The organism is Veillonella seminalis, from assembly GCF_003992065.1.
Lineage (GTDB): Bacteria > Bacillota > Negativicutes > Veillonellales > Veillonellaceae > Veillonella_A > Veillonella_A seminalis.
Window position 1 is genome coordinate 231,008 of record NZ_RQUZ01000001.1, and the last position, 15,458, is coordinate 246,465.

The 15,458-nt window shown below is 45.1% G+C and carries 15 protein-coding genes; 13 read left to right on the forward strand and 2 right to left on the reverse strand.

The window, feature by feature from the left end; translation table 11 throughout:
• Nucleotides 1–68 precede the first annotated feature (68 nt).
• From EO126_RS01030 to EO126_RS01085, 13 genes are all read left to right on the forward strand, one after another.
• Nucleotides 69–491, forward strand: coding sequence for an acyl-CoA thioesterase (locus EO126_RS01030; protein WP_127007056.1), 423 nt, complete (start codon nt 69–71; stop codon nt 489–491).
• On the forward strand, nt 484–1,302 hold the full coding sequence (gene murI, locus EO126_RS01035) for a glutamate racemase (protein ID WP_127007058.1): 819 nt from the start codon (nt 484–486) through the stop codon (nt 1,300–1,302). The genes EO126_RS01030 and murI overlap by 8 nt, the downstream gene beginning before the upstream one ends.
• A 17-nt stretch (nt 1,303–1,319) precedes the next feature.
• Nucleotides 1,320–1,859 (forward strand): hypothetical protein, encoded by a 540-nt coding sequence (locus tag EO126_RS01040; protein ID WP_040770996.1) that lies wholly within the window; start codon nt 1,320–1,322, stop codon nt 1,857–1,859.
• Between the two features lie 13 nt (nt 1,860–1,872).
• On the forward strand, nt 1,873–2,526 hold the full coding sequence (locus EO126_RS01045; protein WP_006555570.1) for a coenzyme F420-0:L-glutamate ligase: 654 nt from the start codon (nt 1,873–1,875) through the stop codon (nt 2,524–2,526).
• A 134-nt stretch (nt 2,527–2,660) separates the two neighbouring features.
• Complete coding sequence (locus tag EO126_RS01050; RefSeq protein ID WP_127007062.1) at nt 2,661–4,364, forward strand: hydantoinase/oxoprolinase family protein; 1,704 nt, start codon at nt 2,661–2,663, stop codon at nt 4,362–4,364.
• On the forward strand, nt 4,354–5,679 hold the full coding sequence (locus EO126_RS01055) for a histone deacetylase family protein (RefSeq protein ID WP_006555572.1): 1,326 nt from the start codon (nt 4,354–4,356) through the stop codon (nt 5,677–5,679). The genes EO126_RS01050 and EO126_RS01055 overlap by 11 nt, the downstream gene beginning before the upstream one ends.
• Nucleotides 5,680–5,841: 162 nt before the next feature.
• A complete protein-coding gene (rph, locus tag EO126_RS01060; RefSeq protein WP_006555573.1) occupies nt 5,842–6,579 on the forward strand; it encodes a ribonuclease PH in 738 nt (245 codons plus the stop codon).
• A gap of 134 nt (nt 6,580–6,713) precedes the next feature.
• A complete protein-coding gene (locus tag EO126_RS01065; protein ID WP_006555574.1) occupies nt 6,714–7,295 on the forward strand; it encodes an XTP/dITP diphosphatase in 582 nt (193 codons plus the stop codon).
• Between the two features lie 119 nt (nt 7,296–7,414).
• Nucleotides 7,415–7,933 (forward strand): metallophosphoesterase family protein, encoded by a 519-nt coding sequence (locus tag EO126_RS01070; protein WP_127007136.1) that lies wholly within the window; start codon nt 7,415–7,417, stop codon nt 7,931–7,933.
• A gap of 113 nt (nt 7,934–8,046) precedes the next feature.
• Nucleotides 8,047–8,829: an adenosylmethionine decarboxylase gene (speD, locus tag EO126_RS01075; protein ID WP_040770769.1), complete on the forward strand. Its 783-nt coding sequence runs from the start codon at nt 8,047–8,049 to the stop codon at nt 8,827–8,829.
• Between the two features lie 124 nt (nt 8,830–8,953).
• On the forward strand, nt 8,954–10,129 hold the full coding sequence (locus EO126_RS01080) for an NAD(P)-dependent malic enzyme (RefSeq protein ID WP_006555577.1): 1,176 nt from the start codon (nt 8,954–8,956) through the stop codon (nt 10,127–10,129).
• A gap of 525 nt (nt 10,130–10,654) precedes the next feature.
• The gene (locus tag EO126_RS10785; protein ID WP_006555578.1) at nt 10,655–10,984 is read left to right on the forward strand and encodes an ATP-binding cassette domain-containing protein; all 330 of its coding nucleotides are present in this window, start codon (nt 10,655–10,657) and stop codon (nt 10,982–10,984) included.
• Nucleotides 10,985–10,990: 6 nt separating this feature from the next.
• A complete protein-coding gene (locus EO126_RS01085) occupies nt 10,991–11,950 on the forward strand; it encodes an excinuclease ABC subunit UvrA (protein ID WP_206168747.1) in 960 nt (319 codons plus the stop codon).
• 183 nt (nt 11,951–12,133) lie between these two features.
• Here the strand turns inward: EO126_RS01085 and EO126_RS01090 are convergent, their stop codons facing one another.
• On the reverse strand, nt 12,134–13,546 hold the full coding sequence (locus tag EO126_RS01090; protein WP_127007064.1) for an S-layer homology domain-containing protein: 1,413 nt from the start codon (nt 13,544–13,546) through the stop codon (nt 12,134–12,136).
• Between the two features lie 189 nt (nt 13,547–13,735).
• On the reverse strand, nt 13,736–15,454 hold the full coding sequence (locus EO126_RS01095; RefSeq protein WP_006555581.1) for an ArnT family glycosyltransferase: 1,719 nt from the start codon (nt 15,452–15,454) through the stop codon (nt 13,736–13,738).
• Nucleotides 15,455–15,458 lie beyond the last annotated feature (4 nt).

Genomic DNA, 15,458 nt, shown 5'->3' on the forward strand with positions numbered 1-15,458 from the left:
CAGCCACCGGTAGGTGGCGTACAATGAAGGGTGAATTATTTTATAGTAATGAGAGGTGAAATGAGTATATGTTTACCACATCATTGCAGGTACGATTTTATGAAACTGATATGATGGAAGTAGCTCACCATACCAATCACTTGCGATGGTTTGAGTTAGGCCGGGTTGAGTTTTTCAGAGCCTGTGGCATTACCCTGTGGGATATGATGAATGACGGGATTGTGTTCCCGATTACGAAAGTGGCCTGCGAATATAAAGAGCCGGCACGTTTTGATGATGTGTTGACCGTTGAAGTAACGCCGACCAAAGTAACAAGAGCTCAATGTGTTTTTACGTATCGAATCGTACGTGAAGCGGATGGTGCGTTGATTGCAACCGGTGAGACACAGAATGTGTTTACTGATAAGGCAACGGGGAAGGTAATTCGTTTGAGCGATACCTATTATGAGCCTATCAGTCGCACCATAAAGGAGAGAAAGAGTCATGAGTAAAGTAGCCGGTTCGGAGGTCGCCAAGCGGCCTATCGGAGTATTCGACTCCGGTATCGGGGGATTAACCGTATTAGCCGTGTTGCGCCGGATGTTTCCCCATGAAGATTTTATTTACGTTGGCGATAACGCTAATAATCCGGTAGGCAATCGGCCTAAGCATGAAATCAGTCAGATTGCTATGAATATCGGTCATTTTTTAGCTGAGGTACCTGTCAAAATGGCAGTTGTTGCATGCAATACATTTTCCGTGGTAGCCTTGGATGAATTGCAGGCTACCTTTGATTACCCTGTTGTAGGGGTTGCGAAGGGCGTGCGGACCGCTATTGATACGAGTCAGACTCAGTCGATTGCAGTTATGGCTACGAAGGCTACGATTGAAAGTCACAAACATAAGGAAGAAGCGTTAGAGCTTGATCCTCAGATTTCCGTGTGGGAACAGGCTTGTCCTGATTTGGCTCATTTAATTGAACAAGGGCATTTGGATGATCATGTGATTCATGCATCGGTACAGGAGTATTTGGACCCGATTATAGCTCATGGAGCCGATACGATTGTGTTGGGTTGTACTCACTTCCCGTTTTTAACGGACTTGATGCAGCACATGACAGGCGGCGAGAAGACGTTCATCGATCCGTCGTATGAAACGGCCCAAGAAGTCAAAGATGTATTGGAGTCTCATAACTTGATGAACCCGCAGACAACTAAGGGTACATTGGATTTTTGCTTTACTAAAGATAAAGAACTGGCTGAACGAATGACGTCTTTATTGATTCCGCCGGAAGAATTCAACCTTCGATTAATTAAACTATAAGGGAGCAGTATATGGATATGTATTTTTACACATTAGTCAACATAGTAGTAACGATTGTGTTCATCGTTGCCGTCTTGTTTGTTGCATTTCGCATTTTTGCCTGGAAACAGGGCAATGAACAAATTGTCATGTTGCCAAAACGTCGTACGCCGTTTGAAGTAGAAGATATCAGTTTTAATCAGGTAACCTTGGTATCGGATATCCCGTTTGTCAATAAAGGTCGTCAAAACGGTACGATTATGGATTTATATCCGCGCCATTTGTTGCCGCAGGAACAGTTCGATGCCGTATCGATTACATCTTGGACAACCGATGCCAATGATGAACGTCACGACGGCTATTGGAAATCGGTTATTATCGAACCGCGTCAAGGCGGTACTGTTCGTTTGCGCCTGATTTTGACGGCTAAAAGCGGCAATATTCGTAAAGACCTTGTAGGTTTCCCCGACATGAATATTGACATTGTGTACCAGGTTGTGGGACGCAGTGATTGGCATATTTCTAAAAATCGTTTAATTTTGACAGCTGAAGAATTACAGCATGCTATGCGGCAGTAGGAGGTAGGTAACCATGGCAAATTTAGAATTAGTACCGGTTCATACTCGTATACTGACCCATCGAGATGATATTGTAGAAGCTATTATGCATTATGCCGGCCAAGATATCGGTCCGGAAGATATTGTGTGTGTCGCTGAATCTGTAGTAGCAATCACACAGGGCCGCATTACCCGTCCGGAAGAACTTCATCCGACCTGGCAGGCTCGTTTACTATGCCGTTTTGTGCCGGCTGAAGGCTCTATGAGTTCGGTATACGGCATGCAATCCGCTATGGAACTTGACGGCAAATGGAAAGTATTCGGAGCTTTTATTTTGGGGGCCATCGCCAAAGTATTCCGTAAAGACGGTGTATTTTATCAAATTTCGCGTGCTGCCGCGTTAACCGATGATGTAACGGGGACAATGCCGCCGTTTGATAAACATATCGTTTACGGTCCGAAGGATGCGGATAAAGTGGCAGAACGTATTGTACAGCGTACAGGCAGTTACGGTGCGGTTGTAGCCGATGTTAATGACTTGAAACGCGCTGCCGTGCTTGGCCATAGTCGCGGCATGGATCCGAAACGCATTGCACGTATTTTGATTGACAATCCGTTTGGTAATGATGATCAAATGACGCCAATCGTTATTATTAAAAATTTCGCCTCCATTTCGGAGCGACAATAAATAGGAGGCCTTAGGGCCTCTTTTTGTTTGTAATAATCGTTTAATCGGTAGGATACTTTAAAATAAATATAAGTTAAACATGGTTAAAAGGAGTTTAATTGAGTAATAAACAGTGAGCGAAAGGAGTTGTTCCTATGTTAGTGGGCCTTGATGTGGGCGGCACGTTCACGGATGCGGTAGTCGTAGCCGATGGTCGAATTTTAAAAAGTCATAAATGCAGAACGACCAAACCGAATTTGATGGAGGGGATTGAAGCGGCTTTGGCCGGCGTAGCTGCGGCCATTAATCCGTCAGAAGTGACACGCGTGACGTTGTCGACGACAATTGTGACGAATGCACTGGTAATGAATCAGGTGGATCCGGTCGATTTATATGTCGTGCCGGGGCCGGGCATGGATATTCGGCCTATGTTGCCGGCAGAACCGGTTGTACTTAGCGGTTATACGGACCATCGCGGCTCCTTGGCGGCTCCTTTAAAGCAGAGTGAATTGGACGCTATTCCCGGTGAAAAACGTCATGCAAGGGCGGCCGTTTCGGCTAAGTTCAGTGTTCGTAACCCCGGTTTGGAACAAGCGTTGAAAGAAGAATTATTGGCAGACGGTTATGAAACGGTATCGGCCGGGGCGGAATTGAGCGGTTCGCTAAATTTTCCGCGTCGTACGGTGAGTGCCTATTTTAACAGTGCTGTACTGGGAACGTTTGAGTCCTTTAGTGAGGCCGTAAAAGCAGCTCTGGCCCGCTACGGTTTGACGGCACCTGTTTACATATTAAAAGCTGATGGCGGTTCATTACCGTTAGAACGTATGAAAGCAAGTCCTGTTGAAACAGCTTTTACGGGGCCGGCAGCCAGTGTGTTGGGGATGGCGGCCTTGCGGTCTATGCCGGAAACCATGACGGTAGCTCTTGATATGGGCGGTACAACGACGGATATTTCGCTCTGGCAACATGGTGTGCCTATGATGGCACGCGGCGGTGCGATGATTCGGGAATATCCGAGTGCGGTTCGTTCTTTTGCGGTAAGTTCGGTCGGTATCGGCGGCGAATCAGCCGTTGCTTTTGATGAAAACGGTCAATTACAGGTCGGCCCTGATCGACTCGGACAGTCGCTTGTATTGGGCGGCACCATACCGACGTTAGGTGACGCATTAATCGTGTTAGGCAAAGCTGATTACGGTGACACTGAAAAAGCTTGGCAGGGTCTGGCTGAATTGTTGCAAAAGGCACCGGCACAATATGTTAAGTGTGCTCATAAAAAAGCCGGGGACGATGATGAACGTAATGCCGTTAAATTTTTGGCGGAGGATATTGTAGCGCAAGCAGTCAATGTTATAACCGAAGGTATTGCCGCTTCGGTACAACGAGAAAACAAACTGCCTATTTATGTGGTGCGTGATATTGTAGAACCGAAATTATTTACACCGGAAGAACTGGTAGCTGTGGGCGGTACGGCAGTAGCGTTGGCCCCGTTTGTGAGTGAACGCTTAGGCTTGCCGGTTCAAATCCCGCAAAATGCACCGGTAGCTAATGCTGTAGGTGCGGCGGTAGCTCGTGAAACCCTGATGATTACCGTTCATGTGGATACGGCCAAACGACTGTTGGTAGTGCCGGAATTGGGCATTCATCAAAAACAGGCTGCGGTGCAGACGGCGGCTCAAACCGAAGCACTGGCTTTAGAATTTTTACAAAAAGCGGCCGAAGATTTAGGACTTACCAATGCACCGTCAGGTCACATTATATCGGTGGAAGATGTGCCGATTATTGAATGTTGGCAGTCAATGTACCATTTAATTACCGTAAAAGCACAATTGGAACCGGGGGTGAGTGAATATGTACGATAAGAATACTTTAGGCCTCGTATTTTTCCCGGCCTTTGACTGGAAGATTTCGCCGACTCATCCGGAACGGCAGGAACGCTTGTTATATACGCGTGACCAACTCTTGGAAGAAGGTCTTTTGGAACATCCGGCTATTCGTGAATATAATCCGCTACTCGCTTCGTGGCAGGATATAGAACGTGTTCATGTAGGCGCCCCGTCGCTTAAAAAATGGGTGACCGAAGCTCATCGCGTATCGGTTGGCGGGGCTATTGCTGCCGCTGAAGCGGTTATGCGCGGTGAAGTAACTCGCGCCTTTTCATTGGTTCGGCCACCGGGACATCACGCCATGAAAATGGTGCACGGTATCCGCGGCTTTTGTACGGTTAATGTGGAAGCTATCATGATAGCTTATTTGCGTCGCCATTACGGCGTGCGTCGCATCGCTATCGTAGATACGGATGTGCATCACGGTGACGGGACACAAGATATTTTTTACCATGATCCGGATACCTTGTTTATTTCATTTCATCAAGACGGTCGTACTCTATATCCGGGCACCGGTTTCATGTATGAATACGGCGGACCTCAGGCTGTGGGCGCTACGGTGAATATTCCATTGCCACCGGGCACGGGCGATGAAGGCATGCTCAAAGTATTACAGAACTTGGTAATGCCTATGCTTAATGATTTTAAACCGGAGATTATCATTAATTCGGCCGGCCAAGATAATCACTTCAGCGATCCGTTGGCGAATATGATGGTTACGGCCAAAGGTTATGCTCGTCTTACAGATCTCCTGAAAGCAGATATTGCCGTTTTGGAAGGTGGTTACTCTGTGCAAGAAGCCTTGCCATATGTAAATACGGGGATTGTGCTTTCTATGGCGGGCCTAGATTACAGTCAAGTCGTAGAACCGGCTTTTGATGAAGATCGTAATCGTCAACGGCCTGATGTGACACGTCGTATTGATGATATTATCAGAAAATGGGCCGACCAGTGGCATCGCCGTCATGAAATGCAAGTTGATGCCTTGTTGGGGCTCGGGGATTTTTGGCAAGATAGACGTCAGATTTATTATGATGAAACGGGTATCTCCGAATATCGGGATGAAAAGATTCGTCTTTATCCGGACAAGGTCGGTTATATGAGCATTGATTCCAGAAGCGACGGCGGTCCGTTCGGTTCACAGCATGTGTATGCCACTTTTATTCCTTGGCAGGCCGATGAAGAGTGTCGCAAGGATGCTTATGATGCCACGCTGGCGGCTAAAAAAACGGGGAATGCGGATCGCTATGTAGTAGTTGATCCGATGAAGGATGTGCAGGAAGACATATAAAATAAAGCAGGTTTCTTGATCGAGTTGAAGGATTAAATGTAAGGATGATGTAAGTGCTGATTTTGACAAAGGTAAAACGTGAATTCTTATGCCGTATCCTATGAGAAGAGAGCTTTAACATATGATATAATAAGAATTGAATACGAAATAGGAGTGACAAACATGAGAATTGACGGAAGAAATCCAAAGGCTGTACGGCCTATTAAAATTACACGCCATTTTACGGCATATGCAGAAGGTTCGGTTTTAATTGAATTCGGTAATACGAAAGTACTTTGTAATGCCACAATTGAAGAAAAAGTACCTCGTTTTATGAAAGGCGAAGGCCGCGGTTGGGTAACGGCGGAATATTCGTTATTGCCTCGTGCCACACAGACTCGTAACAGTCGTGAAGCGGCGAAGGGCAAACAGACGGGGCGTACCGTAGAAATTCAGCGCCTTATCGGTCGTGCATTACGTGCTGTGGTTGATCTTGAAGCACTCGGTGAAAAAACTATCACCCTTGACTGTGATGTATTGCAGGCTGACGGCGGTACCCGTACGGCGGCAATCACCGGCGCTTTTGTAGCTATGGTTGACGCAGTAAATACGATGTATAACGGTGAAGGCATGTATCCGATTCGTGATTACTGTGCCGCTATTTCCGTTGGCATCGGTAAAGAAGGGGCCGTTACCGATTTGTGCTATGAAGAAGACAGTCAGGCTATCGTAGATATGAATGTGGTGCGTACCGGTTCCGGCAATTTAATCGAAGTACAGGGAACCGGTGAACACGGTACTTTCAGCCGTATTGAACTTAACACATTGTTGGACTTGGCGGAATCAGCTACCGATTCGTTAATGACGGCGCAGAAGGAAGCTCTTGGCGATGCGGCTAAATATATTGGCACGGGAGCCTGAGAATTAATAATTTAGAATTTGTCAAGGTAGCAGTCAGCATGCTATTTCTTATTGCATTTTTTTGCAGAAGATGTTAACAGGTATGTTATTAAGCTGTAAGTTATTACATTGAGAAATCTTTGTAGGAGTTATTTATGAAAATCGTTGTAGCCACTCATAATAAAGGTAAATTGCGTGAATTCAAAGCCGTTCTGGCAACAGTCGGTATCGAAGCCATCAGTATCGGTGATGTGGTACAAGTAGAAGAACCGGAAGAAACGGGCACCACTTTTTTGGAAAATGCACGTATTAAGGCACAATATTATATGAAAGCCTGTGGTCTGCCATGCTTGGCGGATGACAGCGGTTTGGCGGTTGATGTGCTCGCCGGTGCCCCCGGGGTGTATTCGGCACGCTATGCCGGTCCGCAGTGCGATGATGAAGCTAATAATCAAAAACTTATCGATGCCGTTAAGGATTTTCCTTTTGAAAAAAGAACTGCACGTTATGTATGCGAATTGGTTTTGTCATATCCTGACGGTCGCGAACTTACGGCTACCGGCTATTGCGAAGGTTTGATTCAAACAGAGGCTGTAGGGAACGGCGGCTTCGGCTATGATCCGTACTTTTACTTGCCGCAGTTTGAAAAAACAATGGCACAGTTATCCATGGACGATAAAAATGCCATCAGTCATCGCGGTTTGGCCTTACAAAAATTATTGGAACAATTAAAATAAACAGATTAGTTAAAATAGAATAGTTAAAACAGAATAGTTAAAACACTATAAGAAGCTAGGCTGTAAAGATAAGCATAATTACAGAAACTGGAAAGAGAGGCTCTATGAGCGCAGAGGCAATAAGCTATGTGGGTATTTTGAGTGATACTCATGGCTACTTGAACAAGATTGATGAAATTTTGGCAGCCACCGCTGATTGGCCGATTGAATTGTGGCTTCATGCCGGTGATTATGGTGATGATGCCCGTTATATGGCCAAATTGACGAATGTGCCGGTTATAGCGGTGCGCGGTAATAATGATCGTGAACGGCCGTTGGAACCGCGTGAACAGCTGATTCCTTTTAAGGATACGTATATCTATATGACTCATGGGGATCAGTTTTTGCCATATAATCGCATACAGGAAGTGTTGTCATTGGGGGAAAGTATGGGGGCAACCTTGTGTGTGGCGGGACATAGTCATCATCACTGCCAATATAGCGACGGACACGGCCTGTTTATCAATCCCGGCAGCCCGTCTTTGGCACGAGATAAATCGGGCGGTACGTTTGCGGTAGCGACCTATGAGGATGGTTTTTTCACGGGGAGATTTTATTATCTGAAAGAACAACCTTGGGAACCGCCGGTTATCAAGTAGATTTTTGCATGATTATTATAAAATAAAATATCGAAAGTATTGAATGCTATGAAAAGTTTCGATATAATAAAATATAGGATTAAGTATTGAATGAGGAAGGTGTACAGACTACTATGGAGACATCCGTGAAACCGATTAAAAAGATGAAATTATACGGTTTTAACAACTTGACGAAAACATTGAGTTTTAACATTTATGATATTTGCTATACGAGTACCGAAGCTGAAAAACAGCAGTATATTGAATACATTGATGAAGTGTATAATGCACAACGGCTAACGGATATTTTGACAGAAGTGTCCCATATTATCGGAGCTAACGTACTTAACATTGCCAAGCAGGATTATGATCCGCAGGGCGCCAGCGTGACGATTTTGATTTCTGAAGAAGAAATTCAGAAGGAAGATGTGGTTTGTCATTTGGATAAGAGCCATTTGACAGTTCATACTTATCCGGAAAGTCATCCGTATCGCGGTATCAGCACATTCCGTGCCGATATTGACGTGTCCACTTGCGGCCAAATCTCGCCACTCAAAGCATTAAATTACTTAATTGGCAGTTTTGATTCGGACATCATCAGTCTTGACTATCGAGTACGCGGCTTTACACGTGATGTACAAGGTAAAAAACTTTATATTGATCACCGCATCAACTCAATCCAAAATTATATTGATGCAAAAACCAAGAACTTGTACAACATGATTGATGTAAATGTGTATCAGGAAAACATTTTCCATACAAAAATGATGTTAAAAGAATATGACATCAATAATTACCTTTTCGGAATCACCGAAGATGATTTGACACCAAAAGAACGCAAACATATCAATCAGTTGTTGAAACAAGAAATGGCAGAAATTTTTTATGGCAGAAACTTGCCAACCTTAAAACAGTAATCGGTAACTTGCTAACTTTACAGCAGTAACGGTGACTGTCGCAAAGGAGGCGTTTGTAGCAATTCACAATGCCTGCACTTGCTTGGCAACAATCTGTCAACATTAATAACAGGAGGGGAATAACATGGACGTACGCGAAGAAGCAGTACAAAAGAAATTGGAATTAGGTGGTTTTTTAACAACCGGCACAAAATATCCTTTGAAGGATGCTCACGATTTATCCGTAGCTTATACGCCGGGGGTAGCTGAACCATGCTTACGCATAAAAGACAATGAAGAATTGTCCTTTGACTTAACTTGCCGCGGTAACATGGTTGCAGTTGTATCGGACGGGACTCGTGTACTTGGCCTCGGTAACATCGGCGCAGCCGCTGCAATGCCTGTAATGGAAGGTAAATCCTTACTTTTCAAACGTTTCGGTAATGTAGACTGCGTGCCAATCGTAATTGACAGTGACGATACGGAAGAAATTATCCGCACTGTTAAATTATTACAAAAGAACTTCGCTGGTATTAACTTAGAAGATATTTCGTCTCCTAAATGCTATGAAATCGAAAATCGCTTGAAAGAAGAACTCGAAATTCCGGTATTCCACGATGACCAACATGGTACAGCTATTGCATGTTTAGCCGGTGTTAAAGCAGCTCTTCGTTTTGTAAAAAAAGATTTGAGCAAAGTTAAAATCGTTGTAAACGGTGCCGGTGCAGCCGGTGCTAATATTGCTCGTTTATTGTACTTGGCAGGCGCTCGCGACATTACCTTGATGGTAAGCTCCGGCGTACTTAACAAAAACTACAAACGTCTTGACTCTTTACAAGCTGAATTAATCAAATTGTTGGGTCAGGAAGAAAAAACAGGTACATTGGCTGAAATGGCTAAAGGCGCTGACGTATTACTCGGCGTTTCCGCTGCAGGTGCCTTCACACCTGAAATTTTGAAAAACCTGGCTAAAGACTCCATCGTATTTGCTATGGCTAATCCTAATCCGGAAGCTATGTATGACGATGCGAAAGCTTGCGGCGTACGCGTTATGGGTACCGGTCGCAGTGATGCTCCTAACCAGATTAATAACGTTAACGTATTCCCCGGTTTATTCCGTGGTGCCATCGACGTTCATGCATCCAAGATTAATGATGAAATGAAATTGGCTGCTGCCGATGCGTTGGCTAATTTAGTATCTGACGAAGATCTTCGTGAAGACTATGTTGTAGCCGATGCGTTCGACGAACGCGTTCCTTTGGCTGTGGCAAAAGCCGTTGCCGACGTGGCCGTGAAAACGGGCGTAGCGCGTAAAAAATAAAAAGGTCTTATCTTACCGGCTCCAAGCCGTTTAGGGCAGGTGCTTTGGTGAGTGACCGGTTACAATAATTAAAAAAGGGAACTCTTATCTTATATAAGCCAAAATGGCTGCACCGTTTTACGGGTGTAAGATAAGGGTTCCTTATTTTATTGCATAGAAGGCGACACATATCTTATTTGCTCCTGGCTACACGTAGCAAAAGTCGCTTCATAAGATATGTGTCGTCTTCTAATGTAATTAACTGTTAAATATAGCTAAACTTTATCTTACACCCGCTAAACTGCAGCAGACCAAATCTCTTTATAAGATAAGAGTTTCCTTTTATCAATATTGTGAACTACATACAAGCCACTCACCAAAGTACCTGTTTGCGAAACAGGCAAAGCCGCTGGGGGAGATAAGGCCTTTTTATTTTTTGACGAGGAGGGGGAGATTAGGGTGATTGATTTTGTCGGGTGGTTTTACTATACTGAGGACAAGGATAGCTTGTGAGAGAGAGTAAAGTTTTAGGTGTTTGGAGTGAATATGATGATTGATACGATGAAGGTTCGCGGGGCCAGGGTCCATAATCTTAAAAATATTGATGTAGATATTCCGTTGGGGAAGATTGTCGGGATTGCGGGTGTATCCGGTTCCGGAAAATCTTCGTTGGCGCTGGGGGTTTTGTACACAGAAGGCTCGCGACGTTATCTGGAAGCATTATCTACGTATACTCGCCGGCGTATGACGCAGGCAGCCAGAGCCAGTGTAGATGAGGTGTTATATGTGCCGGCGGCGTTGGCGCTCCATCAGCGTCCGGGCGTGCCCGGTATTCGCAGTACTTTTGGTACGGGGACAGAGTTGTTGAACAGTTGACGTTTGATGTATTCAAGGCTTGCCAGTCATCGATGCCCAAACGGTCATTATCTGAAACCGACTTTAGCCGTTGCGGCAGAAAAAGAACTGATTTGTCCGGAATGTGGCGTACATTTTTACGCGCCGTCCGCCGAAGAACTGGCGTTCAACTCTCAAGGTGCCTGTGAAATGTGTGGCGGTACAGGCAGTATTCGCACCGTAAATATGGCCAGTTTGGTGCCCAATGAATTTCTTACTATTGACGAGGGGGCTGTGGCTCCTTGGAACAGCCTTATGTGGTCGCTCATGACTGATGTGTGTCGTGAAATGGGCGTTCGTACCGATGTGCCGTTTCGTGACTTGACGCCTGAAGAAAAGGAGATTGTTTACCACGGTCCGGCGGAGAAAAAGCATATTTTTTATAAGGCTAAGAACTCGAATGAAGCGGGCGAGCTTGATTTTACTTATTATAATGCTGTGTATACCGTTGAAAATGCACTGGCAAAAGTTAAGGAGGAAAAAGGCATGAAACGGGTAGAAAAGTTCTTAAAAGAGGAAGTATGCCCGACGTGCCACGGTACGCGTCTTTCTGTTGCTGCTCGTGCTCCGAAATTGCGGGATATTTCACTGGATGAAGCCTGTACTATGACATTGGCTGATTTGGTAGTGTGGGTAGAGGGCGTTCCCGATAGTTTGCCGAAAGCGATGAAACCTATGGCAGACAGTATTTGTGAGGCTTTTCAAGGGATGGCCAAACGACTCATAGATCTGGGGCTGGGCTATCTGAGTTTAGATCGTGCATCTTCTACCCTTTCAACGGGGGAACGTCAACGGATGCAGTTGGCTCGAGCTGTGCGTAATCGCACTACCGGTGTCCTGATAACCCTTGCCGAGGGCGAGTTAATAAAGGTAATATGGTCTGGAAGGATGGGAACGCTAATCACGATGATAGTGCTTATGATATTTGAGCAAGAAGATGTACAGTAAACGCTCTATGATATAAACAATGAAAAAGAACACCTACTCCAAAGGGGTCCCCTTGCTGCGTGTCAGCCGGGGAAGGGAGTAGGTGTTCTTTTTCATGTTATAAAGTATTTTATTGTATAAATCTCGCTCAAATGTAGAGCTGTATAATTCTGTGAGGCGTTCCCATCTTATCAGAATAGAGAGTTATTGCTCGTCCTCAGCAAGAGTTATAGAAACCTTGGAACCGAATTTTTTGTTCATAGTCTTTTGGCTATCTGCACTCAACTTGTCTACAACCAACGTCAACCCCGATGCGTTCTGGTTAGGAACGGCGGAAAGAATTGATCCGGTCGGTTCTTGCTGATTATAGAAATAAGCGGCTTCGGTCTGCAGCTTACCAAGTTCGATTTCGGTCATGGAACCGGTGGTTACTTGTACATTGCTACGTAAATCGCTGTCTTTGGAGAAGGCAAGGGCGGCTCCTAATTTTTTAACATCCTCTTCGTTTTTTAAGGCGGCTACGAGTTTATTATCCTGCCAATACATGGCGCCATGAGTACGGAATACATATTCTTTACCGAATGTTTGCTCAATTAAGTTGAGCATTTTATTCTCTACCTGTTGATGTAGGATTTTTTCACGTAAGGCCACGGCAGCACTGCTGTTGGTAACACGATACATGATTTCCGTTGCTTCCGCGCGGGTGATGTATTTTTCCGGATTAAACAACAAACGAGGTTGGTAATGAAGGAAACCTAAGGCGACCAGTTCGCGAACGGCCGTTTGAGCCCAAGGGGCGATGAATTTCTGGTCATTATAATGAACGGCGTCCATAGCGGCTTGGTCGTCGGTGGTATAGCCCAAGTAGTGAATGTAGTTATCGGCTACGACGGCAAACTCTTGACGAGACATGAACTGCTCCGGACGATAGGTATTATCACCATAGCCGCTGATAATGTTCAGCTGGGCCACTCGTTCGATGGCATTGGCGGACCAACGATCCGACGTGATGTCTTTGAATGAGCTGGAGAGCATAACGGAGGATTCCCCGGAGATTAAATTACTGAACAATGAGGCCACTTCTTCACGGCTGATCGGTTTTTCGGGACGGAAGGTGTTGTCGTTATAACCGGAGATTAACTGCTGATTCGTCATGACCGCAATGGCTTTGGTAGCCCAGTAGTCGGCCGGAATGTCTACAAAAGTATATTTACGAGCTTCTTCGAAAACACTGGAGGTATTTTGTATCGTGCTGAATTTGAAAGGCTTATAGGTGCCTATTGCAGCTGTTTTGGAGTTTGTTGTGTCAGTATTCGCATTGTCAGTTAAAGATTCGGAAGCTGTTTTACTGCTGTCGGCGGCTGATTGGGCCTCCAATTGCGAAGTTGCCTGTCCCACAGCTTGTGCTGTATTGTTTGTGGTGTAATATTTCAGCGTTAAGGGACTGAAGGTGGTTTCGTTGCTTGGCGATTCTTTGACAACGCGCACCGGCGTATGGTCCTCATCGCTAACATCGTTAGGGCCGGTCACCGTTACGGTTTCTGCTTGGGCGATTGAGGTAGTGAGAACTAGGGCACAAAGTAGGGCCAGAGACTTTGTGGTGGTAAATTTAAACATGATACTCCTCCGGGAGTTTTTGCAAAACTCTTGTAATTTAAAATTATTTGGAAAAATTATAATTTATACAGTATTAAAACTTAGCTAGGTAACCTCGACAATAAGATTACCTAGCTGTTTTGATAGAGTTTAAAAATATGATTTTATTATAATGATCTAAAAGTATAATCGCAACTAAACTTAGTGTGTTTATTGAGCCTTCGGCTTGAATACAATAACATTTTCGACCTGATAAGCTTCTTTGACCTGCTGATTGAGCGGTGTTTTCAGAAAATCCGCCTTGTATTTCAGCGGTACCAAGATGATGAAATCGGTCTTGCCTTGAACAGCCTTAACGGCCTCAGCTTCAGAGGCAACGGGCATAACGTTTTTGCCTTTATCCCAAATTGTTTCTTTGTCGGGATCAGGTATGATTTGTGTCACCGGATGACCGTTGTAATAGACGAGCGACGTGCGGTAATCGCGATAGTAATATACCTGTGTAGTCGGCCGTAATGTTAATGTGTCAGCCAATTTAGCTGTCGATGCATCGTCCGCGATAGGCGGCAATACACACAGCAATAATACATAAAGTACACTGATGCTTAAGGCGACCATCTTAGCACTTCGACATATATGCGGTCGGATGAGACCATATAAGAGCGGCAAGAGGCTCATTACACCGCCGATGATTAAGGTAACCATTAAGTTTGCAAGATTAACATCAGGCTGTGTTTTGCCGCCAAACCATAAGCCGACAGCCGCTATGATTACCAAGAAAACAGCCGGTAGCAGAATCAGCAAATTATTACTATAGGAACGGGTGTGTTGTTTGAGCCAGCAGAAATCACTTTCCGGCGGCAGTGCGATTACTTTTACTTGGCGAGGGTTAATATTTTTCAGAAGTGAATCTTTTAAACGAATATAGCCCTGCGCCGTTAAGATAATGAACGGGATGATACACAAGAATGTATATGTCAAATATTTGGTAGCCATGAGGTTATAAAAGATGAAAACCCCAAGTCCCCAAGTGAGCAAGTATTTAAACCAAGGACTGCGTTCTCCGTAGATGAGTTCGTAAATCGTTAAGCCGGTCCATGGCAATAGAGATACGGGCCAAAGCACAAAGTACAGGAACCACCAGTTATGATCGGGATGTTCCGGCACGGTAGCGCGTACTACATTGTGGAGTCCTAAGAAACCTTCGATAAAGGCCATGCCGTGATAGCTGTACATTAAGATGTACCAAGGCAAGGCAACGATGGCAAACACCAAGAGGCCAAACGGGTGAAATAAGCGTTTCCAGGTAGCGACATCCCGCTGAAACAGAGCCACATAAGCGATGAGAATGAGACCCGGCAGAACGATTCCCACCGGTCCCTTGGTTAATACGGCCAGGCCGGCGAAGGCATAGGCGAGCATCATATGACGCGTCGTCTGCCAACCGCGCAGGCCCAGATAGGCGAAGAAGAGAATTCCCTGGGTAAATAGGAATAAATAACCGTCTGTCAAAATGGCATGGCTGATATACCAAAATTCTAAGGACGTGCCCAACATGATGGCACACCATAGGGCTAAATCGCGACGTTTGGCTACAAGGCGCATGCCGTAATAGATAAACATCCCATTGAAGGCGGCACAAAGGATGAACGGCAGACGAGCCGTAAAATCCGAAATGCCGAACAGGTTAAAGGATGCCATTAAGAGCCAGTATGTGAAAATCGGTTTGTCATACCAATACTGATCGTAAATCATGGGAGACAGATAGCTTTGATGTTGCAGCATATTGACGGCACTTAAGGCATAATTGGATTCTACCGTGTCGGTTATCGGAAAGTTCCAGGCGAAGAGCCCGTAGGCGAATAGGAGCCAAATTCCGATAGCCGCCAAGTAGAGATAATCTCGGCGCGTAAAAGGTGTTGCAAACATGTTT